The organism is Saccharopolyspora taberi (assembly GCF_039534165.1).
Taxonomy (GTDB): Bacteria; Actinomycetota; Actinomycetes; order Mycobacteriales; family Pseudonocardiaceae; genus Saccharopolyspora_D; species Saccharopolyspora_D taberi.
This window is the reverse complement of record NZ_BAAAUX010000006.1, coordinates 74,729-100,960: the sequence shown is the minus strand read 5'-3', so window position 1 is coordinate 100,960 and position 26,232 is coordinate 74,729. Positions and strand designations below refer to the sequence as shown.

The 26,232-nt window shown below is 71.4% G+C and carries 28 protein-coding genes; 15 read left to right on the top strand and 13 right to left on the bottom strand.

Annotated features, from left to right (window positions below; all coding sequences use genetic code 11):
- Positions 1-5 precede the first annotated feature (5 nt).
- From deoC to ABD691_RS06765, 3 genes are read left to right on the top strand one after another with little or no spacing between them, the layout of a single operon-like run.
- On the top strand, positions 6-986 hold the full coding sequence (gene deoC, locus ABD691_RS06775; protein ID WP_344678574.1) for a deoxyribose-phosphate aldolase: 981 nt from the start codon (positions 6-8) through the stop codon (positions 984-986).
- Positions 986-2,425 carry an aldehyde dehydrogenase family protein gene (locus ABD691_RS06770; RefSeq protein ID WP_344678573.1) on the top strand — a complete coding sequence of 480 codons (1,440 nt, stop codon included), beginning with the start codon at positions 986-988 and terminating at the stop codon, positions 2,423-2,425. The genes deoC and ABD691_RS06770 overlap by 1 nt, the downstream gene beginning before the upstream one ends.
- Entirely contained in the window at positions 2,418-3,290 is an 873-nt protein-coding gene (locus ABD691_RS06765) for an aldehyde dehydrogenase family protein (protein WP_344678572.1), read from the top strand. The genes ABD691_RS06770 and ABD691_RS06765 overlap by 8 nt, the downstream gene beginning before the upstream one ends.
- Before the next feature lie 3 nt (positions 3,291-3,293).
- Here ABD691_RS06765 and ABD691_RS06760 read toward each other — a convergent pair whose 3' ends face one another.
- Both ABD691_RS06760 and ABD691_RS06755 read right to left on the bottom strand, forming a co-directional pair.
- Positions 3,294-3,899, bottom strand: a complete 606-nt coding sequence (locus ABD691_RS06760; RefSeq protein ID WP_344678571.1) for an HAAS signaling domain-containing protein — start codon at positions 3,897-3,899, stop codon at positions 3,294-3,296.
- Positions 3,896-4,249, bottom strand: a complete 354-nt coding sequence (locus ABD691_RS06755) for a PadR family transcriptional regulator (RefSeq protein WP_344678570.1) — start codon at positions 4,247-4,249, stop codon at positions 3,896-3,898. The genes ABD691_RS06760 and ABD691_RS06755 overlap by 4 nt, the downstream gene beginning before the upstream one ends.
- Positions 4,250-4,371: 122 nt before the next feature.
- Between ABD691_RS06755 and ABD691_RS06750 the strand changes: the two genes are divergently transcribed.
- Genes ABD691_RS06750 through ABD691_RS06735 form a run of 4 tightly spaced genes read left to right on the top strand, consistent with a single transcriptional unit; the run spans position 4,372 to position 6,894 of the window.
- Complete coding sequence (locus ABD691_RS06750) at positions 4,372-4,992, top strand: hypothetical protein (protein WP_344678569.1); 621 nt, start codon at positions 4,372-4,374, stop codon at positions 4,990-4,992.
- Positions 4,989-5,285 (top strand): transcriptional regulator, encoded by a 297-nt coding sequence (locus ABD691_RS06745; protein WP_344678568.1) that lies wholly within the window; start codon positions 4,989-4,991, stop codon positions 5,283-5,285. Before ABD691_RS06750 ends, ABD691_RS06745 begins: the two co-directional genes overlap by 4 nt.
- Positions 5,285-6,154: an ABC transporter ATP-binding protein gene (locus ABD691_RS06740; RefSeq protein WP_344678567.1), complete on the top strand. Its 870-nt coding sequence runs from the start codon at positions 5,285-5,287 to the stop codon at positions 6,152-6,154. The genes ABD691_RS06745 and ABD691_RS06740 overlap by 1 nt, the downstream gene beginning before the upstream one ends.
- Entirely contained in the window at positions 6,151-6,894 is a 744-nt protein-coding gene (locus tag ABD691_RS06735) for an ABC transporter permease (RefSeq protein WP_344678566.1), read from the top strand. The genes ABD691_RS06740 and ABD691_RS06735 overlap by 4 nt, the downstream gene beginning before the upstream one ends.
- A gap of 13 nt (positions 6,895-6,907) precedes the next feature.
- Here the strand turns inward: ABD691_RS06735 and ABD691_RS06730 are convergent, their stop codons facing one another.
- On the bottom strand, positions 6,908-7,486 hold the full coding sequence (locus ABD691_RS06730) for an SMI1/KNR4 family protein (protein ID WP_344678565.1): 579 nt from the start codon (positions 7,484-7,486) through the stop codon (positions 6,908-6,910).
- A gap of 296 nt (positions 7,487-7,782) precedes the next feature.
- On the opposite strand from ABD691_RS06730, the gene ABD691_RS06725 reads away from it, so the two are divergent.
- Positions 7,783-9,006: a primosomal protein gene (locus ABD691_RS06725; protein ID WP_344678564.1), complete on the top strand. Its 1,224-nt coding sequence runs from the start codon at positions 7,783-7,785 to the stop codon at positions 9,004-9,006.
- 4 nt (positions 9,007-9,010) lie between these two features.
- On the opposite strand, the gene ABD691_RS06720 is transcribed toward ABD691_RS06725, so the two are convergent.
- The 3 genes from ABD691_RS06720 to ABD691_RS06710 all read right to left on the bottom strand — a co-directional run bounded on the left by ABD691_RS06720 (position 9,011) and on the right by ABD691_RS06710 (position 11,668).
- On the bottom strand, positions 9,011-9,595 hold the full coding sequence (locus tag ABD691_RS06720; protein ID WP_344678562.1) for an RNA polymerase sigma factor: 585 nt from the start codon (positions 9,593-9,595) through the stop codon (positions 9,011-9,013).
- A 153-nt stretch (positions 9,596-9,748) separates the two neighbouring features.
- Positions 9,749-10,516, bottom strand: a complete 768-nt coding sequence (locus ABD691_RS06715) for an IclR family transcriptional regulator (RefSeq protein ID WP_344678561.1) — start codon at positions 10,514-10,516, stop codon at positions 9,749-9,751.
- 63 nt (positions 10,517-10,579) lie between these two features.
- Positions 10,580-11,668 carry an adenosine deaminase gene (locus tag ABD691_RS06710; RefSeq protein WP_344678560.1) on the bottom strand — a complete coding sequence of 363 codons (1,089 nt, stop codon included), beginning with the start codon at positions 11,666-11,668 and terminating at the stop codon, positions 10,580-10,582.
- Positions 11,669-11,965: 297 nt separating this feature from the next.
- On the opposite strand from ABD691_RS06710, the gene ABD691_RS06705 reads away from it, so the two are divergent.
- Positions 11,966-13,177: a hypothetical protein gene (locus tag ABD691_RS06705; protein ID WP_344678559.1), complete on the top strand. Its 1,212-nt coding sequence runs from the start codon at positions 11,966-11,968 to the stop codon at positions 13,175-13,177.
- 246 nt (positions 13,178-13,423) lie between these two features.
- Here ABD691_RS06705 and ABD691_RS06700 read toward each other — a convergent pair whose 3' ends face one another.
- The 6 genes from ABD691_RS06700 to ABD691_RS06675 all read right to left on the bottom strand — a co-directional run bounded on the left by ABD691_RS06700 (position 13,424) and on the right by ABD691_RS06675 (position 20,224).
- Positions 13,424-14,707 (bottom strand): thymidine phosphorylase, encoded by a 1,284-nt coding sequence (locus ABD691_RS06700; protein WP_344678558.1) that lies wholly within the window; start codon positions 14,705-14,707, stop codon positions 13,424-13,426.
- 11 nt (positions 14,708-14,718) lie between these two features.
- Entirely contained in the window at positions 14,719-15,096 is a 378-nt protein-coding gene (locus ABD691_RS06695; RefSeq protein WP_344678557.1) for a cytidine deaminase, read from the bottom strand.
- A 64-nt stretch (positions 15,097-15,160) separates the two neighbouring features.
- On the bottom strand, positions 15,161-16,414 hold the full coding sequence (locus ABD691_RS06690) for an ABC transporter permease (protein ID WP_344678556.1): 1,254 nt from the start codon (positions 16,412-16,414) through the stop codon (positions 15,161-15,163).
- A complete protein-coding gene (locus ABD691_RS06685; RefSeq protein ID WP_344678555.1) occupies positions 16,411-17,487 on the bottom strand; it encodes an ABC transporter permease in 1,077 nt (358 codons plus the stop codon). Before ABD691_RS06685 ends, ABD691_RS06690 begins: the two co-directional genes overlap by 4 nt.
- Entirely contained in the window at positions 17,484-19,004 is a 1,521-nt protein-coding gene (locus ABD691_RS06680) for an ABC transporter ATP-binding protein (protein WP_344678554.1), read from the bottom strand. The genes ABD691_RS06685 and ABD691_RS06680 overlap by 4 nt, the downstream gene beginning before the upstream one ends.
- A gap of 71 nt (positions 19,005-19,075) precedes the next feature.
- On the bottom strand, positions 19,076-20,224 hold the full coding sequence (locus tag ABD691_RS06675; RefSeq protein ID WP_344678553.1) for a BMP family lipoprotein: 1,149 nt from the start codon (positions 20,222-20,224) through the stop codon (positions 19,076-19,078).
- A gap of 420 nt (positions 20,225-20,644) precedes the next feature.
- On the opposite strand from ABD691_RS06675, the gene sdhC reads away from it, so the two are divergent.
- From sdhC to ABD691_RS06650, 5 genes are all read left to right on the top strand, one after another.
- Positions 20,645-21,079: a succinate dehydrogenase, cytochrome b556 subunit gene (sdhC, locus tag ABD691_RS06670; protein ID WP_344678551.1), complete on the top strand. Its 435-nt coding sequence runs from the start codon at positions 20,645-20,647 to the stop codon at positions 21,077-21,079.
- 2 nt (positions 21,080-21,081) lie between these two features.
- The gene (locus ABD691_RS06665) at positions 21,082-21,501 is read left to right on the top strand and encodes a succinate dehydrogenase hydrophobic membrane anchor subunit (protein ID WP_344678549.1); all 420 of its coding nucleotides are present in this window, start codon (positions 21,082-21,084) and stop codon (positions 21,499-21,501) included.
- A gap of 67 nt (positions 21,502-21,568) precedes the next feature.
- Positions 21,569-23,356, top strand: a complete 1,788-nt coding sequence (sdhA, locus tag ABD691_RS06660; protein ID WP_344678548.1) for a succinate dehydrogenase flavoprotein subunit — start codon at positions 21,569-21,571, stop codon at positions 23,354-23,356.
- Entirely contained in the window at positions 23,356-24,135 is a 780-nt protein-coding gene (locus tag ABD691_RS06655) for a succinate dehydrogenase iron-sulfur subunit (protein WP_344678547.1), read from the top strand. Before sdhA ends, ABD691_RS06655 begins: the two co-directional genes overlap by 1 nt.
- A gap of 107 nt (positions 24,136-24,242) precedes the next feature.
- Complete coding sequence (locus ABD691_RS06650; protein ID WP_344678546.1) at positions 24,243-24,761, top strand: DinB family protein; 519 nt, start codon at positions 24,243-24,245, stop codon at positions 24,759-24,761.
- Here the strand turns inward: ABD691_RS06650 and ABD691_RS06645 are convergent.
- The gene (locus ABD691_RS06645; protein ID WP_344678545.1) at positions 24,750-24,977 is read right to left on the bottom strand and encodes an SCO4848 family membrane protein; all 228 of its coding nucleotides are present in this window, start codon (positions 24,975-24,977) and stop codon (positions 24,750-24,752) included. The two genes, ABD691_RS06650 and ABD691_RS06645, sit on opposite strands and share 12 nt — an antisense overlap.
- A gap of 105 nt (positions 24,978-25,082) precedes the next feature.
- Here ABD691_RS06645 and ABD691_RS06640 point away from each other — a divergent pair.
- Positions 25,083-26,232: D-alanyl-D-alanine carboxypeptidase family protein (locus ABD691_RS06640; RefSeq protein ID WP_344678645.1), on the top strand; the 1,150-nt coding region annotated here is incomplete at its 3' end.

The following is a 26,232-nucleotide window of genomic DNA, read 5'->3' as shown; positions in this document are numbered from 1 at the left end:
CCGGTATGGCCAACCCGCCACCCACAACGCCGTCGGTGACGTCCGAGCTGCCCGCCGAGCTCGCCGAGGCGACCAAGGACGACAGCACGCTGCGCCGGTTCCTGCACGGGCTCCCCGGTGTCGACCAGGTCGGGCTCGAACAGCGAGCGGCCGGCCTGGCCACCCGCAGCATCAAGAAGGCCGCCAAGCTGTGGGCGATCGACACCGCCATCGGCATGGTCGACCTCACCACGCTGGAAGGCGCCGACACCGAGGGCAAGGTCCGCGCGCTGTGCGCGAAGGCCCGCAGGCCCGACCCGGACCGCCCGGAGACGCCGCGGGTCGCGGCGGTCTGCGTGTACCCGGACATGGCGGCGACCGCGGTCGAGGCGCTGCGCGGCAGCGGCGTCGGGGTCGCCTCGGTCGCGACCGCGTTCCCGTCGGGCCGGTCGTCGCGGCAGGTCAAGCTCGCCGACGTCGAGCTCGCGGTGTCCGCCGGGGTGGACGAGGTCGACATGGTGATCGACCGGGGCGCGTTCCTGTCCGGCCGCTACGGCCAGGTCTTCGACGAGATCCAGGCGATCAAAGCGGCCTGCGGCGAGGCGCACCTCAAGGTCATCCTGGAGACCGGCGAGCTGGCCACCTACGACAACGTGCGGCGCGCGTCCTGGCTCGCGCTGCTCGCGGGCGGCGACTTCATCAAGACCTCCACCGGCAAGGTCTCGCCCGCCGCGACGCTGCCGGTCACGCACCTGATGCTGCAGGCGGTCCGGGACTGGCGGGACCGCACCGGCGACCTGCGCGGCGTCAAGCCCGCGGGCGGCATCCGCACCACCAAGGACGCGGTCCGCTACCTGGTCGCCGTGCACGAGGTCGCCGGTCCGGAGTGGCTGACCCCGGGGCTGTTCCGCTTCGGCGCGTCCAGCCTGCTCAACGACCTGCTGATGCAGCGGCGCACCCAGCTCGAAGGCCACTACAGCGGCCCCGACTACGTGGCGGTGGACTGATGACCGAAAGCCCCTGGGAATACGCACCCGCCCCCGAGTCCCGGGCGATCGCCAACCTCAAGCCGAGCTACCGGATGTTCGTCGACGGCGAGTTCACCGACGGCGCGGGTGAGCCGCTCAAGAGCGTCAACCCGGCGACCGAGGAGATCCTCGCCGAGGTCTCCGGCGCTGCTCCCTCCGATGTGGACACCGCGGTCCGCGCGGCGCGCACGGCGTTCGACCGGACCTGGGGCCGGATGCCCGGATCCGAGCGGGCGAAGTACCTGTTCCGCATCGCGCGGCTGATCCAGGAGCGCGGGCGCGAGCTCGCGGTGCTGGAGACCCTGGACAACGGCAAGCCGATCAAGGAGTCGCGCGACGCCGACATCCCCACCGCCGCCGCGCACTTCTTCCACCACGCGGGCTGGGCCGACAAGCTCGGCTACGCCGGTTACGGCCCCGACCCGCGGCCGGTCGGCGTGGCGGGCCAGGTCATCCCGTGGAACTTCCCGCTGCTGATGCTCGCGTGGAAGATCGCTCCCGCGCTGGCCTGCGGCAACACCGTGGTCCTCAAGCCCGCCGAGACCACGCCGCTGACCGCGCTGGTCTTCGCCGAGATCTGCCAGCAGGCCGGGCTGCCGCCGGGCGTGGTCAACATCGTCCCCGGCGCCGGGGACATCGGCGCGGAGCTGGTCGGCCACCCCGGCGTGGACAAGGTCGCCTTCACCGGTTCGACCGAGGTCGGCAAGCAGATCCAGGGCAGGCTGGCGGGCACCGGCAAGCGGCTGACGCTGGAGCTCGGCGGCAAGGCCGCCAACGTCGTGTTCGACGACGCCCCGCTGGACCAGGCGGTCGAGGGCATCGTCAACGGGATCTTCTTCAACCAGGGCCACGTCTGCTGCGCCGGCTCCCGGCTGCTGGTGCAGGAGTCGGTCGCCGAGGAGCTGCTGGACAAGCTGCGCTCGCGGATCACGACGCTGCGGGTCGGCGACCCGCTGGACAAGAACACCGACGTCGGGGCGATCAACTCGGCCGAGCAGCTCGCGAAGATCACCGAGCTGAGCGCCGCCGGGGACACCGAGGGCGCGAGCCGCTGGACCAGCCCGTGCCCGCTGCCCGAGCGGGGTTTCTTCTTCTCCCCCACGGTGTTCTCCAACGTGCACCAGTCGATGCGCATCGCCCGCGAGGAGATCTTCGGCCCGGTGCTGTCGGTGCTGACGTTCCGCACGCCGGACGAGGCGGTGGCCACGGCCAACAACACGCCCTACGGGCTGTCGGCGGGGATCTGGACCGAGAAGGGTTCGCGGATCCTGTGGGCCGCGCAGCAGATGCGAGCCGGGGTGGTGTGGGCCAACACCTTCAACCGGTTCGACCCGACCGCGCCGTTCGGCGGTTACCAGGAGTCCGGTTTCGGCCGCGAGGGCGGTCGCGCAGGTCTGGAGGCGTACCTCGATGTCTGACAGCCCGTCCCGGCTGGCCGTGGCCAAGACCTACAAGCTCTACGTGGGCGGGAAGTTCCCGCGTTCGGAGTCGGGCCGCTCCTACCCGGTGCACGACGCGGACGGCGCCTTCCTCGCCAACGCCGCGCAGGCGTCGCGCAAGGACGCGCGGGACGCGGTTTCGGCCGCGCGCAAGGCGTTCGGCGGCTGGTCCGGCGCGACCGCCTACAACCGGGGCCAGGTGCTGTTCCGGGTGGCCGAGGTGATGGAGGGCCGCCGGGAGCAGTTCGCCGCCGAGGTCCGCGCCGCGGAGGGGGTCTCCCAGCGGGACGCGGAGTCCACTGTGGATTCCGCGGTGGACCGGATGGTGTGGTACGCGGGCTGGACCGACAAGATCGCCGCCGTGCTCGGCGCGGCGAACCCGGTCGCCGGGCCGTACTTCTCGTTCAGCGTGCCGGAACCGACCGGTGTCGTCGGCGTGCTCGCGCCGCAGGAGTCGTCGCTGCTCGGCCTGGTCGGCGTGGTCGCGCCGGTGATCGCGGCGGGCAACACCTGCGTGGTGGTCTCCAGCTCCGACCGGCCGCTGCCCGCCATCACCTTCGCCGAGGTGCTGGCCACCTCCGACGTGCCGGGCGGGGTGGTCAACCTGCTGACCGGCCACGCCGCGGAGCTCGGCCCCTGGCTGGCCTCGCACGCCGACGTCAACGCCCTGGACCCGGTCGGCGCGCCGGAGGAGCTGCGCGCCGAGCTGGAGCGGGCGGCGGCCGGGACGGTCAAGCGGGTGCTGCCGGTGCGCGGGGCACCGGACTGGACCCGCGAGCCCGACATCCAGCGCCTCCGCGCGTTCACCGAGACCAAGACCGTCTGGCACCCCGTCGGCACGTAGCGGTCACCGCGGGTCGACGACCCGGCCGCGCTTGATCGCGCGCGCGAGCATGACCAGCGAACCGGCGACCAGCACCGCGCCGAGGCCGATGGAGACCCAGCTCGACAGCACGAACAGCGGGGCCGAGTCGTCGAGCACCTGCTTGATCAGGATCGACGATCCGATCGCCACGCCGAAGCTGACCAGCGCCGCGACGCCGAGCACGGCGCGGCCGGACAACGCCGTGGCGGCGCGCAACCCCAGGAACACCGCCACCAGGATCAGCACGAGCCGCAGCACCTCGCTCACCGCGTCCGCCAGCGTCACGACCGCGTCCCCGCGCAGGCCGTCGAGCAGGAACACCAGCCCGAAGAACACCAGCACACCGGTGGCCGCCGCACCGGCTGTCTTCTCCAGGTTGGACGGGTTGCCGGTCCTGCGGTCGAGCTGCGCGGCGACCCGCGCCGCGTACTCGCGCGGGCTGCCGAACGCCTCGGCCGGGTCCTCACCGGTCTCGGCGACGTGGGCCTCCACCTCGGCCAGCACCTCGCCGACCCGCGCGCCGGAGATGTCGTGCAGCCGCAGCGCGACCAGCAGCTCGTCCCGGTACTTCTTCTCCAACGTCATCATGCCTGCACCCCTCGGTTGACCACCGCGATCGCGTTCGTCGCGAATTCCGTCCACTTCGGACCCTGTTCGGCCAGCACCGCCCTGCCCTCCTCGGTCAGGGCGAAGAACTTGCGGCCGGGCCCGCCTTCGCCCGCGCGCCACTCGGCGCGCACCAGCCCGTCCCCGGCGAGCCGGTTGAGCAGCGGGTAGAGCGTCCCCGCCTTCATGTCCGGCAGCCCGGCCTCGGCCAGGCGCTGCAACAACGTGTAGCCGTAGTCCTCACCGCTCTCGGCCAGCAGCGCCAGCACCGCGAGGTCGAGCACGCCGCGCAGCCACTGCGCCTGGCGCGCGGCCACCGCCTTGTCCGCCATGCCGAGAACGTAACACCAACTAGTGTGCGTCGCCAAGTAGTAGGTGAGACCGCGTTGCCCCGGCGATCAACTTTGCGGTACAAAGTCCACGGCTACTTTGTCCGGCAAAGTTGAGGAAGGTCATGTCGGAACGACCCGCTTCACCGGCGGAAATGCTGGCTCTGGCCGAGCAGCAGCAGAAGCACGCCGAACGGCACCTCGCAGGTCGCCCCGGGCTGCTGCCCGGCGCGTGGGGCCTGGCCTGGCTGCTCGCGTTCGGCGAGCTGTACCTCACCGTCGGCCCGGATCCGGTGATCCCGGTCCCGACGCCGATCCCGCTGGTGCTGTTCTTCGGAATCCTCGCGTGCGCCGGGGTCGCCACCGGCGTCCACTTCGCACGGACCACCCGGGGGCTGCGCGGGCCCGGTCCGACCGGCGGCGCGATGCACGGCTGGACCTGGACGCTCGGGTTCCTCTGCCTGGGCGCGATGGCCGGGGCGATGGCCAAGCTCGGCATCCCGCCCGAGGCGTACGCACTGCTGTGGTCGGCGGGCGCGGGGCTGCTGACCGGGGTGCTGTTCATGTCCGGCGCCGCGCTGGCGGCCGACCCCCGCCAGTACCTCATCGGCGGCTGGATCCTGCTGGTCAACGCTATCGGCGCGTTCGCGGGGATCCCCGGCCACTACCTGGTTATGTCGCTGGGCTGCGGCGGCGGGCTGCTGCTGCTCGCCCTGGTCTCCTCAATGCGCCGGAGGCGGGCATGACCGAGCTCGACCCGGTGATCCACGCCCAGGCCCGGCTCCGGGTCGTCACCACCCTCGCCGCGCTGCGGCCGGGCGACCGGATCACCTTCAGCCGCTTGCAGGAACTGCTGTCGATGACTCCCGGAAACCTGATCACCCACCTGCGCAAGCTCGACGAAGCCGGTTACACGACCACCGAGAAGTCCCGCTCCAGCACCTCCATCGCGCTGACCAGCCGCGGGCGCGCGGCGTTCGAGACCTACGTCGCCGACCTCCGCGCGCTGCTGGGGCCGGCCACCGGTGAGGAGTCCTGATGCACGCACGCGCCATCTCCGCCTCCCGCGCCTTCGGCGGCCGGACCGCGCTCGACGCCGTGGACCTCGACGTCCCGGCAGGCCAGAGCATCGGCCTGCTCGGCCCCAACGGCGCGGGCAAGACCACCCTGCTCAGCCTGATCACCGGCCTGCGCAGGCCGACCGGCGGCCGGGTCGAGCTCTTCGGCGGCGACCCGCGCGACCCGCGGAACCGGCTGCGGCTGGGCGTGACCCCGCAGCGGACCGGCCTGCCCGAGGCGCTGCGGGTGTCCGAGATCGTGAACTTCGCCCGGCGGCACCACCGGAACCCGATGCCCGCCGGGGAACTGCTGGAGCGCTTCGGCCTGACCGGCGCGGCCCGCCGCCAGGCCGGTTCGCTGTCCGGCGGCCAGCAGCGCAGCCTCACCGTCGCGCTCGCCTTCGCGGGCCGCCCGGACCTCGTCGTGCTCGACGAACCGACCACCGGGCTCGACGTCGACGCCCGCCGCAGGCTGTGGGACGGCCTGCACGCCTACCGCGAACAGGGCGGAACGCTGCTGCTGACCAGCCACTACCTGGAGGAGGTGGAGGCGCTGGCGGGACGGGTGGTCGTGCTGTCGCGGGGCCGGGTGCTCGCCGACGGCAGCCCGGCGGCGATCAAGTCCAGAGTGGACGTCCGCGCGGTGAGCATGCTGGCCGACGGCGTGCCGGACCTGCCCGGGATCGTCGGCCACGACCGGGACGGTGACCGGATCCGGTTGCTCACCAACGATTCCGACCGGCTGGTGCGCGACCTGATCGCCTCCGGTCACCCGTTCCGCGACCTGCGGATCGCCACCACGAGCCTCGAAGACGCGTTCCGCGCGCTGACCACCGGGAGCCCGGCATGACCCTCCTGCTGCACCACGCCCGGTTCCGGTTCCTGGAAAGCATCCGGGAACCCGTGGCCACGGTGAGCTCGCTGCTGTTCCCCGCGCTGTTCATGGTGATGTTCTCCGTGGCCAGCAGCGCCGTGCGGGACAGCGCCGAGCACGCGACCGCTTCGGCCGGGCAGATGGCGTTTTTCGCCCTGGCGTCGGCATTCGCGTTCAACCTCGGCATCGGGGTCGCGGTCGACCGGGACAAGCCGTGGGAGCTCTACGTCCGCGCGCTGCCGGTGGGAGCGGGCGCGGTGCTCGGCGGCAGGCTGCTCAACGCCGCCGCGATCGCGGTGCTCTCGCTGGTGCCGGTCGCGCTGGTCGCCGGGCTGCTCACCGAAGCGCACGCGACGCCCCCGCGGCTCGTGGCCGCGCTGCCGGTCCTGCTCGGGTGCGGGCTGCCGTTCGTGTTCCTTGGCCTGGCGATCGGGCATTCGCTGCCGATGAAAGCCGCGATCCCGGTCGTGCAGCTGATCATGCTGCCGGGCTCGTTCCTCGGCGGGCTGTGGATGCCGCCGAGCGCGTTCCCGGCATGGCTCGACCCGGTCTCGCAGGCGCTGCCGACCCGCGCGGGCCGGGAACTGGTGCTGGGCGCCCTCACCGGAACCGACCCGGGACCGGTCGCGCTGCCGGTCGCGATCGGGTGGACGGTGCTGCTCGGCGCCCTCGCCGTGGCCGCCTACCGCCGGGACGAAGGACGCCGCTTCCGGTGAAATTCCCCGGACGTCACCGGATCTGCCAGTCCAGGCGGCCGTCCTCGGTGACCGTCGGATGGCTGTGACCGGCAGGGCTCCCCTCGGTCAGCGAGCGGTGCACCGCGGCGAGCATGTCCGAAACCCCGCGCCACTCCGGGCGGTCCACGTGCCCGGCCTCCTGCTCCCACTCCAGTACGCAGCCGTGCAGCGGCCCCGGCCGCAGATCGACCACGAGCTCGTCGGAGAAGCCGTCGCCCGCGATCGGGATCCACGCCGGGTGGAAGCTCGAACCGGCCGAACCCGCGTAGTAGGCGCAGGCCGGGCGCTCCCACTTCGCGGCCCAGAGCTCGCGGTGCCCGCGCCAGGCTTCCAGCGCGCCGCGCGGGCTGTAGGGCGTGTAGAAGGGCGGAAGCACGTCGGCGAGCACGCCGGTGTCGGTGCCGCCGCAGCACGACCACCACTCCCGCAGATCGGCGGGCAGCTGAACGTCGAGCTCCGATTCCAGTTCCGCGAGGTCCAGCGGTGCGGGGGGTTTGAGCGCCGCTGCGGTGACGGGGGCGTGGTTTCGCAGCCACACCACGATGTTCGTCCACAGCTCTGTGACGTCCATTCCACTCATGATCGCCTCGTACCGTGGCCACCGGTACCGCCAACCGTGAGCGGCGCACCCGATCAATCCGGCAAACCACTCCGGAACCGGCTACCTCCGCGAGCTGCGCTCGGCCGAACGGGCGATCCGGATAGGCCGAGGCGAACCCGGGCCGACCTGCGAATCGTTATCGGGAATTCGGCTTGCGGTCGCCCACCGCAGGCTCGATACGGTGACAACCCGACCGGTGCACGGGGCGTGGTCGGGCAACCCGTAGGCTTCGGCGACGTCTGGTTCGGCGACCGGAGGTAGAAGAGATGGCGCAGGACATCGTCCCCATCGAGCTTGGCCTGCCGCAGGGCGACGTCGTCACCCTGTGGGCGCCGCGCTGGCGGGAGGACGGCGAGGAGTGGGAAGCGTTCCTCGGGCACGAGGACGACCTGTACGCCTTCCCGGACTCCGCCCGGCTCGCCGCGTTCGTGCGCACCGCGGTGGAGCACGACCTCGACGACCACCCCGCCTGGCACGTGGTGCCCGCGCTGTCGGCCGTCGAGCTCAACCCCGACGAGGACCACCAGTTCGACCTGGTGGGCGTGCCCGAGCTGGTCGCCGAACCGCCGGACACCTGGACCATCAGCGAGCTCGCCGACATCGTCGACATCGCCCGCTCGCTGGCCGACGTCTGCGAGCTGGACAAGGTCCACGACGTGCTCGACGCCGCGGACGGCTTCGCGCTGCTGGACCAGGGCACGATGGTCTTCTCCGGCAAGGACGGCCAGCGCCGCTGGACCGAGCTGTGCAAGGTCGTCGCCGAGCGCTGGGACGAGCTGCTCGACGCCATCGACGAGGTGGTCACCAGCCCGGAGGTGCCCGCGGAGGCGGTCGCCACCGCCGAGGCGGAGCTGGCCGAGGCGCTGGAGACCGACGACGAGCCCGCCACCGACGACACCGAGATCGACGAGGTCGACGACGAGGAGATCGAGCCCGGCTTCTGGGGCGAGATCGGCATCGACCCGATCCGGATCATCACCAGCGGCGGCGAGTACTACTCGCTGCGCTGCTACCTCGACGACGACCCGATCTTCCTCGGCACCGACGGCAGGATCGACGCGTTCTCCTCGCCGCGCGCGCTGGCCCGGCACCTCGCCGACGAGCAGGCGGTCGCGGACAACGACCTGGCCAGGGTCGCCACCTGGCCGCAGGTCACCGAGAAGGCCACCGCGGGCGAGCTGACCGTCGAGGTCGACGACGACAACACCTACGTGCTCAGCGGCCTGGACGCCGACCTCGCCGCCGGACCGTCCGAAGTGGACCCGGCGCAGCTGGACCTGGCCGAGGAGCTGCTGCTGGACGCCGCGGCGTGGGCCGACGACAAGTCGGTGGACGAGGCGCTCCAGCCCTCCGAGCGGCTGGGCTGGCTGGTGTCGTTCGTGCTGCGCCCCAGCCCGAACCGGCTGCCCCCGAGCCCGCCGTTCGACGCCGAGGTCACCGCCTGGCGCGAACTCGTCGAAGCCTTCGAGGAACGCCTCCGCGTCCACTGACCGCTCAGGCCGCGGTGTCCAGCGCGGGCTCGGTGCAGTCGCCCACCTGCAGGTACGCCTCGCGGAGCCCCTTGCGCGCCCGGTAGGCCAGCGCGGAGACGCCGTTGCGGGTCATCCCGAAGCGGACCGCGACGTCCGCCGCCGGGAGGCCCTCGACCTCCAGCAGCCAGAGCACGGCCCGCCACCGCCTCGGCAGCGTCCCGAACGCCTCCGCGACCAGCGAGCGCTCCACCTCCGGCAGCACCGTGTCCACGAACGGCACCTGGAGCTCGGCACCGTGCAGCGCGTCGATGTCGGCGGCCAGGTGGAACCGGCGCTCGTGGTTGTTCGAGCTCATCGCGAGGTTGCGGATCGTGGTGAGCAGGTACGCGCGGAACGCCAGGGTCGGACCGCCGCCGCGGCGCAGCACGTCGAGGATCTTGGCGAACGCCTCGGCGACCAGGTCCTCGGCGTCGGTGACCGTGCGGGCGACCTGCCTGGCCATGGTGTGCGCCGCCGCCGCGTGCCGCGCGTAGAGCTCGCCGAAGGCGGCGGTGGAACCGCGCCGCGCGGCGTCGAGAAGTGCTTTCTCGTCGGCGATCAGGACCACCTCCTCGTTCGGCGCGCATCGCGGCCCGGCGGATCGGCCGGCGGGGGTTCCCGCCCACGGCGACGATGCTGTCCGGCTGTCCGGAAACGAACAAGACACGGCTTTTCACATAGTGATTACCCGCCGGGAAACATCGGCCCCACCCGGTCGAACTCACTCCCCGGTGGGAAAATCTCCGGGAACGGCGAGCATCCGGGAGATCACGCCGGCGGCCTTCCCGAGGGGCCGCGCGAACTCGGACCGGTCGGCGAGCCTGCGCGTGGGGAAGGAGATCGCGAGCGTCGCCGGGACGTCGCCAAGCGCGACCGGCGCGGCCATGCACGCGGTACCGAGCGCGTACTCCTCGACGTCGTGCACGAGTCCGGGCGGATCGCCGTGCACCAGGTCGCGGACGCGGGTGATCGTGCGCGGGGTCAGGTCCGCGGGCGGGTGGCGGCTGAAGTGGTCGGCGCGTTCGCTGGGGCTCAGCCCGGCCAGCAGGCACTTGCCGATCGCGGTGGCGTGCGCGGCCTGCCGGAAGTCCGCCCAGGTGTCCACCCGCGGGCTGCGCGGGCAGTCGACGACCTCGACCACCTCCACCTCGCCGTCGTGGTAGCGGGCCAGGTAGATCGCGGCGTTGAGGTCGTCGCGCAGCGTGGTCATCGCGTCCCGGACCCGGCCCCACGTCCGGTGCTCCCGCCCCGCCGCGTGCAGCCCCTCGACCCCGCTGCCCACGACGAAGGCGCCGTCGTCGAGCTTGGCCAGATAGCCTTCGTGCACCAGCGTGCGCAGCAGGTGGTAGGTGGTCGGCAGCGCGATCCCGGTGCGCCGGGACAGCGACTTGGCCGTGATGCCCACCGGATGTTCGCCGACTACCTCCAGCAGGCGAAGAGCGCGCTGCACCGAGGTGATGAGGGTGGGTTCGCCGTCGCCCCGTGCCACCGTTCCCCCCTGACTACTACTCCGTCCGTGTCAGTATCCGTCTCGGACGGGAGCGAGGACAGCTCAACGCATGAGACGGGCGTAGCCGGGCTTGATGACGTCTTCGATCACGGCCAGCCGCTCGTCGAAGCCGAGGAACGCCGACTTCATGGCGTTGACCGTGAACCACCGCAGGTCGTCCCAGCCGTAGCCGAAGGTCTCGTGCAGCGCGGCGAACTCGCTGCTCATCGAGCAGTGGCTCATCAACCGGTTGTCGGTGTTGACGGTGACCCGGAACCGCAGCCGCGCGAGCAGCCCGATGGGGTGCTCGGCCAGCGACGCCGCCGCCCCGGTCTGCAGGTTCGACGACGGGCACAGCTCCAGCGGGATCCGCCGGTCGCGGACGTAGGAGGCGAGCCTGCCCAGCCGCGCGGTGCCGTCTTCGCCGACCTCGATGTCGTCGACGATGCGCACCCCGTGGCCCAGGCGTTCCGCTCCGCAGTGCTGGATCGCCTCCCAGATCGACGGCAGTCCGAACGCCTCACCGGCGTGAATCGTGAAATGCGCGTTCTGGCGGCGCAAATACTCGAATGCGTCCAGGTTTCGGGTGGGTGGAAAGCCCGCCTCCGGCCCGGCGATGTCGAATCCCACGACCTCCGAGTCGCGATAGCCGACGGCCAGTTCCGCGATTTCGGACGCCCTGGCGTTCTGCCGCATCGCGCACAGCAACGTACCGATTCGGATACGATTTCCGGCGGTCTCGGCACGACGTTCGCCTTCGCGGAATCCGTCCTGCACGGCCCGCACGACTTCGTCGATCGACAGGCCGCCTTCCTGGAACAGTTCGGGCGCGTAGCGCACCTCCGCGTACACCACCCCGTCGGCGGCCAGGTCCTCCGCGCACTCGGCCGCCACGCGCACCAGGGCGTCCCGGTTCTGCATGACGCCGACCGTGTGCGAAAACGTTTCGAGGTAGCGTTCGAGCGAGCCGGAGTCGGCCGACCGGCGGAACCAGTCCGCGAGCTCCCGGGCGTCCGTGTGCGGCAGTTCGGAGTAGCCCGCCGCTGCCGCGAGGTCGATCACCGTCTGTGGGCGCAGGCCGCCGTCCAGGTGGTCGTGCAGCAGGACCTTGGGAGCCGAGCGGATCGTCTCGAAGCGGACCGGGGTCACCATGGCCCCACGTTACTCGTCGCACCGCGCGGACCTCGGTGAAGCGGACCGCGGGACCGGTCTCCGCACCGCACAGCGGAATGCGCGGCCCACCGCTCTCGTCCGTTCGGGTGTTGTTGCTTCTCTTAGGTCATTCGATTCCGGAGTTGCTGCGCCGTTCAGCCCAATGACCTGAGTGCGAACAGCGGAACAAAAAGGAGGGTCCTAACGGAAAGTATCGGGGGGTGCCTGGGAACACGCAGAGCGAGTAGCTAGGCTCCTGGAGTCCTCACCTCCCCTCGACGAAGGACGCCCCTAGCCGTGACCGAGAACATGTCGTTCGACCGCATGCGCAACATGCTCACGCGTGCGGCTGAGATCCGCGAGAGCGAACAGCAGCAGATTTTCGACGCACTGGACGAGATCCACGCCCGGATGTCCCCGCTGGAGTCGCTGGGCTCCGTGCGCAAACGACTCTCCGAGCTGCCGGACCGCACCGAGGTCGGCGTGCTCGCCGAACGGCTCGACGAGGCACTGGCCAAGCTGGAGGCGCAGGACGGCGCGATCACCGAGATCCGCGGTTCCGTCGACGGGCTGGTCGACAAGCTCGCCAAGCCGTTCGCCCAGCTCGACGGGCGGCTCGACGGCGTGGCGGGCCGGTTCGACGGCGTCGCGGGCCGGATGGACGGCCTGGAGGACAAGCTCGCCCACATCCACAAGCGGCTCGACGAGCTGGGCGCGCACCTCGACAAGCAGGACGGCAGGCTGGAAGCGCTGCCCGCCGCGGTCCACGGCCCGGTGCGCGAGCGCGTCGACTCGCTGGAGACCAGCCTGCGCGGCCGGTTCGCCGAGATCGACGAGGGCGTGCACGAGCACCTCGACGGCACCCGCGAGGCGTTGCAGCGCTCGCTGACCGAGACCACCGCGGGCGTGCAGAGCTCGCTGGCCGACGCCGTCACCGGCAGCCGGGACCAGCTGCAGGGCAAGCTGGAGTCGGTGGACCCGACCGAGCGGCTGACCAAGCTGGGCGACCGGCTGGAGAAGCTGGCCGAGCGGCTGGACCAGGTCTCCGGCAGGCTCGACGCGGTCGAGGACAACGTCAACACCCGCATCGAGAACGTCGAGCAGGGCGTCAGCAACCGCCTGGACACCGTGGAGCAGGGCGTCAGCAGCCGGCTCGACACGGTCGAGGAGGGCGTCAAGACCGGGCTCGGCGAGCTCGGCGGCAACCTGGCCAAGAACCTGTCGCAGATCAGCGGCACGCTCTCGCAGCGCCCCGACGCCGAGCAGCTCGGCTCGCTGGTGCGCGAGGCCAACTCCGAGACCGAGCGGCGGCACGCGGGCCAGCTCGACGAGGCGATGGCCACCTTCGCGGAGCTGATCCTCGGCGGCAGCGGCCAGTCCGCCCCGCCGCCGCCCACGACGCTGCCGCGCCAGCAGCGCCGCGGCCGGTCCAAGAGCGCCAAGCGCGAGACCGACAAGGCGCTGACCTCCGAGGAGGGTGAAGACGGCTTCGCCGCCGAGAGCGCGTAGTTGGTGAGTATTCGGCTCGTCTTGCTTGGCGGGTCGGGTGGCGGAACCTCAGGCGCCGCCTCGCTGCGGGATCTTTTTCCGACGTATGTCCAATACGACGGAAAAAGCTGTCCTCGCGAGACGACGCCTGAGAACCCGCGGTGGTGCCGGTTGGTCGGGTGGGCTAAGCGGCTCCGCCGCTTGAGGACGATGGCTGGGTTGCGGCTGGCGCCGCTTGAGGACGATGGCTGGGTTGCGGCTTCGGCGTTACCGGACGGCCTCCAGGATGAGTCGGCGTGGGGCGGATTCCTCCCTGCTGCCAACGGAAAACGCGCCCTCCAGCGCCTCCAGGGCGGCGGGGACGGCCTCCGGCGTGTCGGTGTGCAGTTCCAGCAGCGGGTCGCCCGCGCTGACCTCGTCGCCCGGTTTGGCGCGGCAGAGCACGCCTGCCGCGTGCTGGACAGAGTCCTCCTTGCGGGAGCGCCCCGCGCCGAGCCGCCACGCCGCGATGCCGACCGCGTACGCGTCCAGCGACGTGAGCACTCCGCTCTCCGGGGCCGGGACGACTTCCCGGTGCGCGGCCACCGGGAGCGGTGCGTCGACGTCCCCGCCCTGGGCCCTGATCATCCGCTCCCAGGTCTCGTAGGCGCCGCCGGTGGACAGGACCTCGGCCGGGTCCACATCGGACAGACCGACGAGGGCGAGCATCTCCCGCGCCAGGGCCACCGTCAGCTCGACCACGTCCGCCGGTCCACCGCCCCGCAGTACCTCGACCGACTCCGCGACCTCCAGGGCGTTGCCGACCGCGTTGCCCAGCGGGACCGACATGTCGGTGATCAGGGCGCTGGTGCGCAGGCCGTTGGCCGCGCCGATCCCGACCAGCGCGGTCGCGAGTTCCCGCGCCTGGGCGGGATCCTTCATGAACGCGCCCGATCCGCACTTGACGTCCAGCACCAGGCAGCGCACGCCCTCGGCGATCTTCTTGCTCATGATCGAGCTGGCGATCAGCGGGACCGACTCGACCGTGCCGGTGACGTCGCGCAGGGCGTAGAGCCTGCGGTCGGCCGGGGCCAGGTCCTCGGTCGCCGCGCACACCACCGCCCCGACGTCGGCCAGCTGCTCGCGGATCCGCTCCGCCGACAGGTGCGCCCGCCAGCCCGGGATCGACTCCAGCTTGTCCAGCGTGCCGCCGGTGTGCCCGAGCCCGCGGCCGGACAGCTGCGGCACCGCCGCGCCGCAGGCGGCGACCAGCGGGGTCAGCGGCAGCGTGATCTTGTCGCCCACCCCGCCGGTGGAGTGCTTGTCCACCGTGGGCCGGGACAGCTCGCCCAGGTCGAGCGTGCCGCCGGAGGCGACCATCGCGGCGGTCCAGCGCGCCGTCTCCGCCGCGTCCATGCCGCGCAGCAGGATCGCCATCGCCAGCGCCGACATCTGCTCCTCGGCGACCTCACCTCGGGTGTAGGCGTCCACCACCCAGTCGATCTGGTCCGGCGTCAGCCGCCCGCCGTCCCGCTTCGCCCGGATCACATCGATCGCGGAGTGGGCCATCATCGCCTCCTCGCTCAGAGTTCGAACGCGTCCGGCAGGACCTCGCGCACCGGCAGCACCCCGCGCGGCGTGTCGACCAGGCAGTCCGGCCCGCCGAGCTCGTGCAGCACCTGCCTGCACCGGCCGCACGGCATCAGCAGCTCACCGCTGCCGCTGCGGCAGGCGACCGCGACGAACCGGCCGCCGCCGGTCATCCGCAGCTGCCCGGCCATCGTGCACTCGGCGCACAGCGCCAGGCCGTAGGAGGCGTTCTCCACGTTGCAGCCCGTCACGATCCGGCCGTCGTCGCACACCGCGGCGGCACCGACCTGGAGCTTCGAGTACGGGCAGTACGCGTTGGCCGCGGCTTCCACCGCCGCCTGGCGCAGCGCTTCCCAGTCCACTGCGGTCATTCCGGTTCTCCTGTCCCCGCCCGGCGGAAGCGGCCGGGTCCGGTCGTGGTGCTGTCGTCGCGGCTCAGTCCGCGCCCCGGCGGAACTGGAGGCCGTTCGCCGCGGGCGGCCGGAGCCGTTGCGACGCGGCGGCGAGCACGACCAACGTGACCAGGTGCGGCGTGTAGGCGGTGAGCTCCTCCGGCAGCTCGTCGGTGAACCAGTACACCGAGTACATCGCCGCCGCGAAAACCGCCGCCATGCCGGCGAAGAACCACTTCCGCCGCCAGATCTGCACCGCCACCACGGCGAGCAGGAACAGCGCCGCCGCGTAGAACAGCGCGTGCACGGTGATCTCGCCGCTGCGCAGCTGGAGTCCGTCGGAGTAGCCGAACAGCGCCGCGCCGCCCAGCACGCCGCCGGGGCGCCAGTTGCCGAACAGCATGGCCGCCAAGCCGATGTAACCGCGGTTGTTGGTCTGGTTCTCCAGGTATCCGGCCTGCCCCGGGTTGAGGATCAGCGCCGCGCCACCGATCCCGGCGAGCGCACCGGACGCGATCACCGCGAGGTACTTGTACCGGTAGACGTTGACGCCCAGCGACTCCGCCGCGACCGGGTTCTCCCCGCACGAACGCAGCCGCAGGCCGAACGCCGAGCGCCACAGCACCAGGTAGCTCACCGGCACCAGCAGGAAGGCCAGCACGGTCAGCGGCGACAGCCCGGTGACCAGGCCGCCGAGGATGCCCGCGACGTCGGAGATCCCGACCCGCTGGGCGTCCTCCAGCTGCTGCAACCAGTCCCCGAGCGGCTGCACCGAGTAGGTGTCGAACTTGGGCACCGGTGGCGACTCCCGCGGGTTCTTCGAGATCGGCTCGAACACCAGCGTCGACAGGTACTTCGCGGTGCCCGCGCCGAGCAGGTTGATCGCGACGCCGGAGACGATGTGGTTGACCCCGAAGGTCACCGTCGCCACCGCGTGCAGCAGGCCGCCGAGCGCGCCGAAGACGGCCGCGGCGATCAGTCCCGCCAGCGGGCCCCACTGGTAACCGGCCCAGGCCCCGCCCCAGGTACCCAGGATCATCATGCCTTCGAGGCCGATGTTGATGACCCCGGCGCGTTCGGCCCACAGCCCGCCGAGACCGGCGAGCAGGATCGGCACGCCCAGCCGCACCGCGGCCTGCACCGTGCCGGACGCGGTCAGCTCCGGCAGCCCGGTCTGGTACGAGGTCAGCGAGACCGCGACCACGGCCACCGCCACCCACAGCGCGGCGCGGGCCCAGCCCGGCATCGCCCGCCGCGCGGGCTCCACGACCGGTTCGTGCATCGCAGTGGCGGTCATGCCTTCGCACCTCCCGGTACCGCGGCGGTGCCCAGCGCCCGGCCGACGCGCCGCTGCTCGGCCGCCAGCTCGCGGCGGCGGACCAGTTCGTAGGCGATGACCACCGACAGCACGATCGCCCCCTGCAGGATCGTCACGATCTCCTTCGGGACGCCGATGTTGTCCAGCGTCAGCGAGCTCTTGTCCAGGAACGACCACAGCAGCGCGCCGAACGCGACGCCCAGCGGGTGGTTGCGGCCCAGCAGCGCGATGGCCAGCCCGGCGAAGCCGTAGCCGCTGGAGAAGTTGATGGTGAAGGTGTGGTCGCGGCCCAGGATCTCGGGCAGCCCTGCCAGCCCGGCGATGGCGCCGGAGAGCAGCATCGCGGTCAGCACCATCCGCCTGGAGTTCACGCCGCCCGCCAGCGCCGCCGTCGGCGACAGGCCGGAGGCGCGCAGTTCGAAGCCGTAGCGGGTGCGGTCCATCATCGCCGCGTAGCCGACGCCGACCGCGACCGCGAGCAGCACCAGGCCGAACACCGTGCCGCCGCCGAGCGGGATTCCCGGAACCCAGCCGGTTTCCGGGATCAGCGCGGTGCCCTGGGTGTTGCCGCGGAACTCGCCGAAGACCCGGACCAGGTAGGCGATGAGCCCGATCGACAGCGTGTTGAGCATGATCGTGGAGATCACCTCGGACACCCCGCGGTAGACCTTGAGCAGCGCCGCGATGCCGCTCCACGCCGCGCCGACCAGGGCACCGGTGAGGACCACGACCAGCGCGTGCAGCCCGGACGGCAGCGACAGCGAGCCGCCGACGATCGCCGCCGCGCAGGCGCCCAGCCGGAACTGGCCCTCGATGCCGATGTTGAGCAGGTTCATCTGGAACCCGATCGCGGCGGCGATCGCGACCAGGTAGTAGGCGCCCGCGGTGTTGAGGATGTCGGCCACCGTGGAACCGCGGCCGACCTGGAGGACCATCTCGGCCAGCGCCTGCGCCGGGTTCGCCCCGGACACCACCAGCACCAGGCTGCACAGGACCACGGAGAACGCGATCGCCAGCGCCGGCGGCAGGAGTCTCGCGCGCCAGGTGTTCACTCGCCCTCACCTCCGGCCGCACCGGTCATCGCGGCGCCCAGTTCCTCGGGGGTGACGGTGGCGGGGTCGGCGTCGGCGACCAACCTGCCGCGCAGCATCACCCGGATCGTGTCCGACAGGCCGATCAGCTCGTCCAGGTCGGCCGAGATCAGCAGCACCGCGAGGCCCTGCGACCGGGCGGCGCGCAGGTGGTCCCAGATGCCCGCCTGCGCACCTACGTCGACGCCGCGCGTCGGGTGGGCGGCCACGAGCAGCACCGGATCGCCCGCGAGCTCGCGGCCGACGACCAGCTTCTGCTGGTTGCCGCCGGACAGCGCCGCCGCGTCGACGTCGATGCCCGGGGTGCGGACGTCGAACCGCTCGACGATCCGCTCGGTGTCGGCCTTGGCCCCCGGCAGGTCCAGCAGCGCTCCGCGCGCGGAGGGCCTGCGGGTCTGGTGGCCGAGGATCCGGTTGAACCACAGCGGGGCGTCCAGCAGCAGGCCGTGCCGGTGGCGGTCCTCCGGCACGTAGCCGATGCCCGCCTCCCGGCGGGCCAGCGTGCTCGCGGCGGTGACGTCCCGGTCGCCCAGCCGCACCTCGCCGCGCAGCACCGGGCGCATGCCCATGATCGCCTCGACCAGCTCGGTCTGGCCGTTGCCCTCGACGCCCGCGATGCCGACGACCTCGCCCGCGCGCACCGTCAGGTCGATGCCGGACAGCACCTCTCGCCCGTCCTCGGCGGCGACCAGCCCGCGCACTTCGAGCACCGCGCGGTCGGTGACCGTGGACGCGCCGTGCTCGGGCACCGGCAGCTCGCTGCCGACCATCATCTCGGCGAGCTTGCGGGAGCTGACCTCGCCGGGCGCCACGGTGCCGACGGTGGTGCCCCGGCGCAGCACCGTGATCGTGTCGGCGATCGCGCGGACCTCGTCGAGCTTGTGCGAGATGAACAGGAACGTGTAGCCCTGCTCGCGCATGGTGCGCAGGGTCGCGAACAGCTCGTCGACCTCCTGCGGCACCAGCACCGCGGTCGGCTCGTCCAGGATGATGATCTTCGCGCCGCGGTAGAGGACCTTGAGGATCTCCACCCGCTGCCGGTCGGCCACGCCCAGGCTCTCCACCAGCGCGTCCTGCCGGACGTCCAGGCCCACCCGCTCGGCGAGCGCCCGGACCTGGGCGCGGGCCTTCGCGCCGATTCCGCGCTCGCCCTCGGCGCCCAGCACGATGTTCTCCAGCACCGTGAGGTTGTCGGCGAGCATGAAGTGCTGGTGCACCATGCCGACCCCGGCGCGGATCGCGTCGGCCGGGGTGCGGAACCGGACCTGCTCGCCGCCGATCCGGATGGTCCCGGAGTCGGGCGCCTGCATGCCGTAGAGGATCTTCATCAGGGTGGACTTGCCCGCCCCGTTCTCCCCGCACAGCGCGTGCACCTCGCCCGCGCGGACCCGCAGGTTCACGTCGGAGTTGGCGACCACGCCGGGGAAGGTCTTGGTGATGCCGGTCAGCTCGACGGCCGGCTGGCTGGAGTTGTTCATGTGACTCCGTGGGGATGGCGCCCGCCCCGGCGGGCGGGCGCCGGTGGAAGGTTCCCCGGGCGATGGGTCGGTCAGCCGCCCGGCTTGTCCTGGACCTGGATCTGACCCGAGGCGATCGCGGCCTTGTAGGCGTCGGCGACCGGGACCAGGTCCTGGATCTTCCCGCCGGAGGTGGAGTAGCCGACGCCGTCCAGCGACAGGTCGAACTTCCTCGGCACGGTGCTCAGGTCGTTGCGCGCGACCGCGGCCACGTAGTCGTAGACCGCGAGGTCGACCCGCTTGAGCATGGACGTGATGATCACGTCCTTGTACTGCGCCACGGTCGGCTGGCTGTACTGGTCGGAGTCGACGCCGATGGCCATCGCCCCGGCCGAGTGCACCGACGAGAACACGCCCTTACCGGAGGCGCCCGCCGCGTGGTAGATCACGTCGGCCCCACCGTCGAGCTGGCCCTGGGCGACCTCGGCTCCCTTGTTCGGGTCCTGGAAACCGCTGCTGTCGCCTGCCGGGGTCAGGTACTCGGACTCCACCGCGATGTCCGGCGCGGCGGTCTTGGCGCCCTGCTCGAACCCGGCCTGGAACTTCTGGATCAGCGGTGTCCCCACCCCGCCGACGAAGCCGACCTTGCAGTTCTTCGAGCGGTGCGCGGCGATGACGCCGACCAGGAACGAGCCCTGCTCCTCGGCGAAGACCAGCGGCGTGACGTTGGGCACGCCCTGCACCTCCTCGTCGACGATCGCGAACTTGGTGCCGGGGAACTCCGGGGCGACGAGCTTGACCGCGTCGGCGTAGGCGTAGCCGACGGCGATCACCGGGTTGAAGCCCTCCTGCGCCAGCTGGCGGAGCCGGGTCTGCTTGGCGTCCTCGGGCTCACCCGCGCCCGCGTCCAGCGACTTGATCTCGGCCAGCCCCATCTCGGCCTTGGCCCGTTCGAGCCCGGCCACCGAGGCGTCGTTGAAGGAGGCGTCGCCGCGACCGCCGATGTCGAAGGCCAGACCCACCTTCATGTTCGAGGCGTTGGGCGGTGCCTGCTGCTGGGTCGGCGCGTTGTCCACCGGGGCCGCCGCGGGCGGCGGCGCGGTCTTGCACCCCTGGCCGCCGGCGTTGTCCCCGCCGCCGCCACCGCTGTCCTTGGCGCAGCCCGCCAGCGCGAGCGCGCTGGTCAGCACCACCGCGACCGCGGTCGCGCCGGAACCCGAGCGCTTGGGCGTTCGCCGCATGCCGTACCCCTTTCATCCGGTGTCGCCGCATGCCCCTCAGGCACCGGGTGAATTGTTGGCCCGGCCCGCAGCGCACGCCATTCGTGACGTGATCTCGAAATTTAGGAGACGACACCGCCACCCCGAGGTGCATTCGGTGTCACGACTTGGTTACTGGATCGATCAATCGGCGTCCCGGGGCGCGACCGGACGCGAACGCGCTTCTAGATCGATCCACCGTGATCGGCCGATTTGTCTGGTCGATCACAGAGAGCACCGGCGAGTAGGCCGCGCCGTGGGCGGCGGTCTAGCATCCGAGAAGTCAAGGCCCCAGTTCAGGTGGCCGGTCGCGGGCGTACGCATCAACGACTCGGAGCCGGTCGCCCGGTGTTCCCGAGATTGGGGCTGTCAGTCCACCAGCGACGTTGGAGGCCTTCCACCATGGCCAGCACCACCGCCTCCGCGGCGGAGGCCCCCCAACGCGAGGCGAAGCCTCGCGCCAAGGGCTTCTACCGCGGCGATCTGGGCATGTGGTCGTGGGTCGCGCACCGCATCACGGGCGTACTCACTTTCTTCTTCCTGTTCGTGCACGTCCTGGACACCGCCCTGGTCCGGGTCTCGCCGAACGCCTACGACACCACCATCGAGACCTACAAGCACCCGATCATGATCCTGTTCGAGCTGGGTCTGCTGGCCGCGGTGCTGTTCCACGGGTTCAACGGCATCCGCGTGATGCTGGTCGACTTCTGGGCCAGGGGCCCGAAGTTCCAGAAGCCGATGCTGTGGACCGTCGTGGTGCTGTGGCTCGTGCTGATGGTGCCCGCGGCGATCAGCCTGCTCAGCAAGGCCGCCACAATCGTGTTCGGGGGGCACTGACCATGACGACCACCGAAGCACCGCTGTCGGTCGACAAGCCGCGCTCCTCGTCGCGGCCGGCCGCGCGTCGCAGCAACTTCGAGCTCTACAGCTGGCTGTTCATGCGGTTCTCCGGCGTGCTGCTGCTGTTCCTCGTCCTCGGACACCTGCTGATCATGCTGTTCCTGGACGGTGGCGTGCACCGGGTCAACTTCGCCTTCGTCGCGGGCCGCTGGGCCTCGCCGTTCTGGCAGTTCTGGGACCTGACCATGCTCTGGCTGGCGGGCCTGCACGGCGGCAACGGCCTGCGCACCGTCATCAACGACTACTCCCGCAAGGACGGCACCCGCTTCTGGCTGAAGATGCTGTTGTACGCCTCGGTGCTGCTCATCGTCGGGCTGGGGACCTTCGTGGTCTTCACCTTCGACCCGAGCATCGGCTGACCACCACCGCAGCATTCGAGACCCGCCTGCGCGACGGACGTCTCGGCACCAGCCCCAGGAGGCGACCATGCAGTTCCACAAGTACGACGTAGTCATCGTCGGCGCCGGCGGCGCCGGGATGCGCGCCGCGATCGAGTCCGGGCAGCGCGCCCGCACCGCGGTGCTCACCAAGCTCTACCCCACCCGCTCCCACACCGGCGCGGCGCAGGGCGGCATGTGCGCCGCGCTGGCCAACGTCGAGGAGGACAACTGGGAGTGGCACACCTTCGACACCATCAAGGGCGGCGACTACCTGGTCGACCAGGACGCCGCCGAGGTGATGGCGAAGGAGGCCATCGACGCGGTCCTCGACCTGGAGAAGATGGGCCTGCCCTTCAACCGGACCCCGGAGGGCAAGATCGACCAGCGCCGGTTCGGCGGTCACACCCGCGACCACGGCAAGGCCCCGGTGCGCCGGGCCTGCTACGCGGCCGACCGCACCGGCCACATGATCCTGCAGACGCTGTACCAGAACTGCGTCAAGCACGGCGTGGAGTTCTACAACGAGTTCTACGTGCTCGACATCGTCATGAGCGAGGGCGAGAACGGCCCGGTCTGCACCGGTGCGATCGCCTACGAGCTGGCGACCGGCGAGATCCACGTCTTCCAGGCCAAGTCGGTCGTGTTCGCCACCGGCGGTTTCGGCAAGGTCTTCAAGACCACGTCCAACGCCCACACCCTCACCGGTGACGGCATGGGCATCATCTACCGCAAGGGCCTGCCGCTGGAGGACATGGAGTTCTACCAGTTCCACCCGACCGGCCTGGCCGGCCTGGGCATCCTCATCACCGAGGGCGTCCGGGGCGAGGGCGGCATCCTGCGCAACGCCGACGGCGAACGGTTCATGGAGCGCTACGCCCCGACGATCAAGGACCTCGCGCCGCGCGACATCGTCGCCCGGTCGATGGCCCTGGAGGTCCTGGAGGGCCGCGGCGCGGGCCCGAACAAGGACTACGTGCTGCTCGACGTGACCCACCTCGGCGAAGAGCTGCTGGAGACCAAGCTCCCGGACATCATGGAGTTCTCCCGCACCTACCTGGGCGTGGAGCCGACCAAGGAGCCGGTGCCGGTCTACCCGACCGCGCACTACGCGATGGGCGGCATCCCGACCAACATCACCGGCCAGGTGCTGCGGGACAACGAGAACCTGGTCCCGGGCCTGTACGCGGCCGGTGAGTGCGCGTGCGTGTCGGTGCACGGCTCGAACCGGCTGGGCACCAACTCGCTGCTCGACATCAACGTCTTCGGCCGCCGCGCGGGCATCGCCGCCGCGGAGTACGCGCTGGGAGCCGAGCACGTCGACATCCCCGAGGACGCCACCAAGCTGGTCGAGGGCATGGTCGACCACCTGCGGACCAACACCGGTGGCGAGCGGGTGGCCACCATCCGCAACGAACTGCAGCAGACGATGGACGCCAACGCCTCGGTGTACCGCACCGAGGAGACGCTGAAGACCGCGCTGTCGGACGTGCAGGCGCTCAAGGAGCGCTACGGCCGGATCGCCGTGCACGACAAGGGCAAGCGGTTCAACTCCGACCTGCTGGAGGCGATCGAGCTGGGCTTCCTGCTCGACCTCGCCGAGACGCTGGTCAACGCCGCACTCGCCCGCAAGGAGTCCCGCGGCGGGCACGCCCGCGAGGACTACACCGCGCGCGACGACGTGAACTTCATGCGGCACAGCATGTCCTACAAGGTGCTGCCGGACGCCGAGGACCCGGACGCGCCGCTGGGGCTGACCGGGTTCACCGCCGACATCCGGTTGGACTACAAGCCCGTCGTCGTCACCCGGTACCAGCCGATGGAGCGTAAGTACTGATGACCACCGCCACCAAGAACGAGACCACCGAAATTCCGGAAGACGCGCCGCCGATCCCGGACGGCGCGACGATGGTCACCGTCAAGATCCAGCGGTACAACCCCGAGGTCGACGAGGACCTGCACTGGGAGTCCTACCGGGTCCCGGCGCTGCCGACCGACCGCGTGCTCAACCTGCTGCACTACATCAAGTGGTACGTCGACGGCACGCTGACCTTCCGCCGGTCCTGCGCGCACGGCGTGTGCGGCTCGGACGCCATGCGGATCAACGGGGTCAACCGGCTGGCCTGCAAGGTCCTGATGAAGGACATGTTCGCCAAGAGCGGCGAGACCACCCTGACCATCGAGCCGATCAGGGGCCTGCCGGTCGAGAAGGACCTGCTGGTCGACATGGAGCCGTTCTTCGAGGCGTACCGGGCCGTCAAGCCGTACCTGATCACCACCGGCAACGAGCCGACCCGCGAGCGGCTCCAGTCGGTGGCCGACCGGGCCCGGTTCGACGACACCACCAAGTGCATCCTGTGCGCGGCGTGCACCACGTCGTGCCCGGTGTACTGGTCGGAGGGCAGCTACTTCGGCCCGGCGGCGATCGTCAACGCCCACCGGTTCATCTTCGACAGCCGGGACGAGGGCTCCGAGGAGCGCCTGGACATCCTCAACGACGTGGACGGCGTGTGGCGCTGCCGCACGACCTTCAACTGCACGGACGCCTGCCCGCGCGGCATCCAGGTGACCAAGGCGATCCAGGAGGTCAAGCGCGCGCTGATGTTCCGCCGCTGACCGATCGCAGCACCGACCGGCGCTCGCCCTCCGGGGCGGGCGCCGGTTCGCTTTCGGGGGCGGAAAAACCGGCTGCCCGCCGGGCGGTCGGCTGGCAGGATCGCGGCATGTCCGCACCGCTGCTGCGCTGGCAGTTCGACCTGACCTGGTCCCTGTTCGAGGTCCACCTGCAACGGCTGGAGCCGGAGGACTTCCGCTGGGAGCCCGCCGCGCACTGCTGGACCATGCATCCGGACGGCGACGGCTGGACACCGGACTTCGCCGAGGTGGAGCCGGATCCGGTGCCCGTCCCCACTCTGGGCTGGGTGACCTGGCACATCGGCTGGTGGTGGTCGGTCACCCTCGACCACCTGCAGGGGCGCACGCCCCGCGCCGAAGTCGCGTGGCCCGGTCCCGGGCAGGCCACCGTCGAGTGGCTGCGGGCCCTGCGGGCGGAGTGGCTGACCGTGCTGGACCGGCTCACCGACACCGATCTCGCCGCCCCGGCGCCGTTCCCCTGGCGCGACGATCCGGAGATGACCGTGGCGCACACGGTCGGCTGGGTCAACGCCGAGCTGATGAAGAACGCCGCCGAGATCGGCCAGCTGCGGATGCTGCGCGCCGCCGGCGCGGGCTCAGCGCCGTGACGCTCGGTAACCGCGCCAGCCGAGCACCCCGATGATCGTTCCGAGCACCAGCGACACCACCGCGATCACCACGTGGACGATCAGGTAGCCGGTCGGCGAACCGGCTGCCCAGGAGCGGTCGCTGCTCCAGATGTTGCGGATGAAGTTGGGCCACAGGAGATAGGACCAGACGCCGAACGCGAGCAGGAACAGCGCCCAACCACGGGAAAGTCTCACCCTCCCAGTATCAGCTGTGCGCTGCCGCACTCACCCGCCCGGGGGCGGTCTGGCCGTCGCTACGCACCGAATTTGGCTAGCCTGCAACGTGTGCCCGTGAGAGCCATGCAGGGTCCGGCGCCTCGTCTGGCGACGGCGTTGTTCGTCCTCGCCACAGCCATCATCGGCCCGGGGGTCGCCGCCGCGGCTCCACCGCCACCTCCGCCACCGGCGCCGTGCTCCAACGAGACGGCTCCGCCGCCACCCGTCGACACCTCCGAGGTGCCCAAGCCCGGTGCGCCGTCGCCGGATCCGCTGCCGGTTCCGGAGGAGCCGGTCGGCGGCAGCAGGCTCGGCGACTGCGAGGGCGCGCTGGTGCCCGAGGGCGCGTCCGCGCCGCCCGCGGAGGTCGGCGCCGCGTCCTGGCTGGTGGCCGACCTGGACAGCGGAGCGGTGCTGGCGGCCAAGGACCCGCACGCCCGGCACCGGCCCGCATCGACGATCAAGGTGCTGACCGCGCTGGTCGCGATCCGCGAGCTGCGCATGGACGACACCGTCGTGGCGACCCAGGCCGACGCCGACCAGGAGGGCAGCAAGGTCGGTCTCGCCGCGGGCGTGACCTACACCGTCGAGCAGGTGCTCACGGGTCTGGTGATGCAGTCCGGCAACGACGCGGCGCACGCGCTGGCGATGAAGGTCGGCGGCCCGGAGGCCATGGTCGCCAAGATGAACGCGCTGGCCGCGCAGCTCGGCGCGCTGGACACCCGCGCCGCGACGCCGTCCGGGCTGGACGGGCCGGGCATGAGCGCGTCGGCCTACGACCTCGGCCTGATCTTCCGCGCGGCGGTCCGGGAACCGGCGTTCGCCCGCGCCATCGCGACGCAGCACACGGTCCTGCCCGGCGCGGCCGGTCAGCCGCTGGAGGTGTGGAGCGACAACGCGGTGCTGCTCAACTACCCGGGCGCGCTGGGCGGCAAGACCGGGTTCACCGACGACGCGCGGCACACGTTCATCGCCGCCGCCGAACGCGACGGCCGCCGGATCGCGGCCGTGCTGCTGCGCGGCGAGAACCAGCCGGCCCGGCTGTCCAAGCAGACCATGCACCTGCTCGACTACGGCTTCTCCCTCCAGGGCCAGGTCGGCGAGCTGGTGCCGGAGGGCTTCCAGCAGCGGACGGCCGAGCAGACGGCTCCGGTCACCCCGGTGCAGAACGCCGCTCCGCCGGAGCAGCGCTCGCCGTTCGGCACCGTCGGCGGCCCGCTGACGCTGGCGGGTG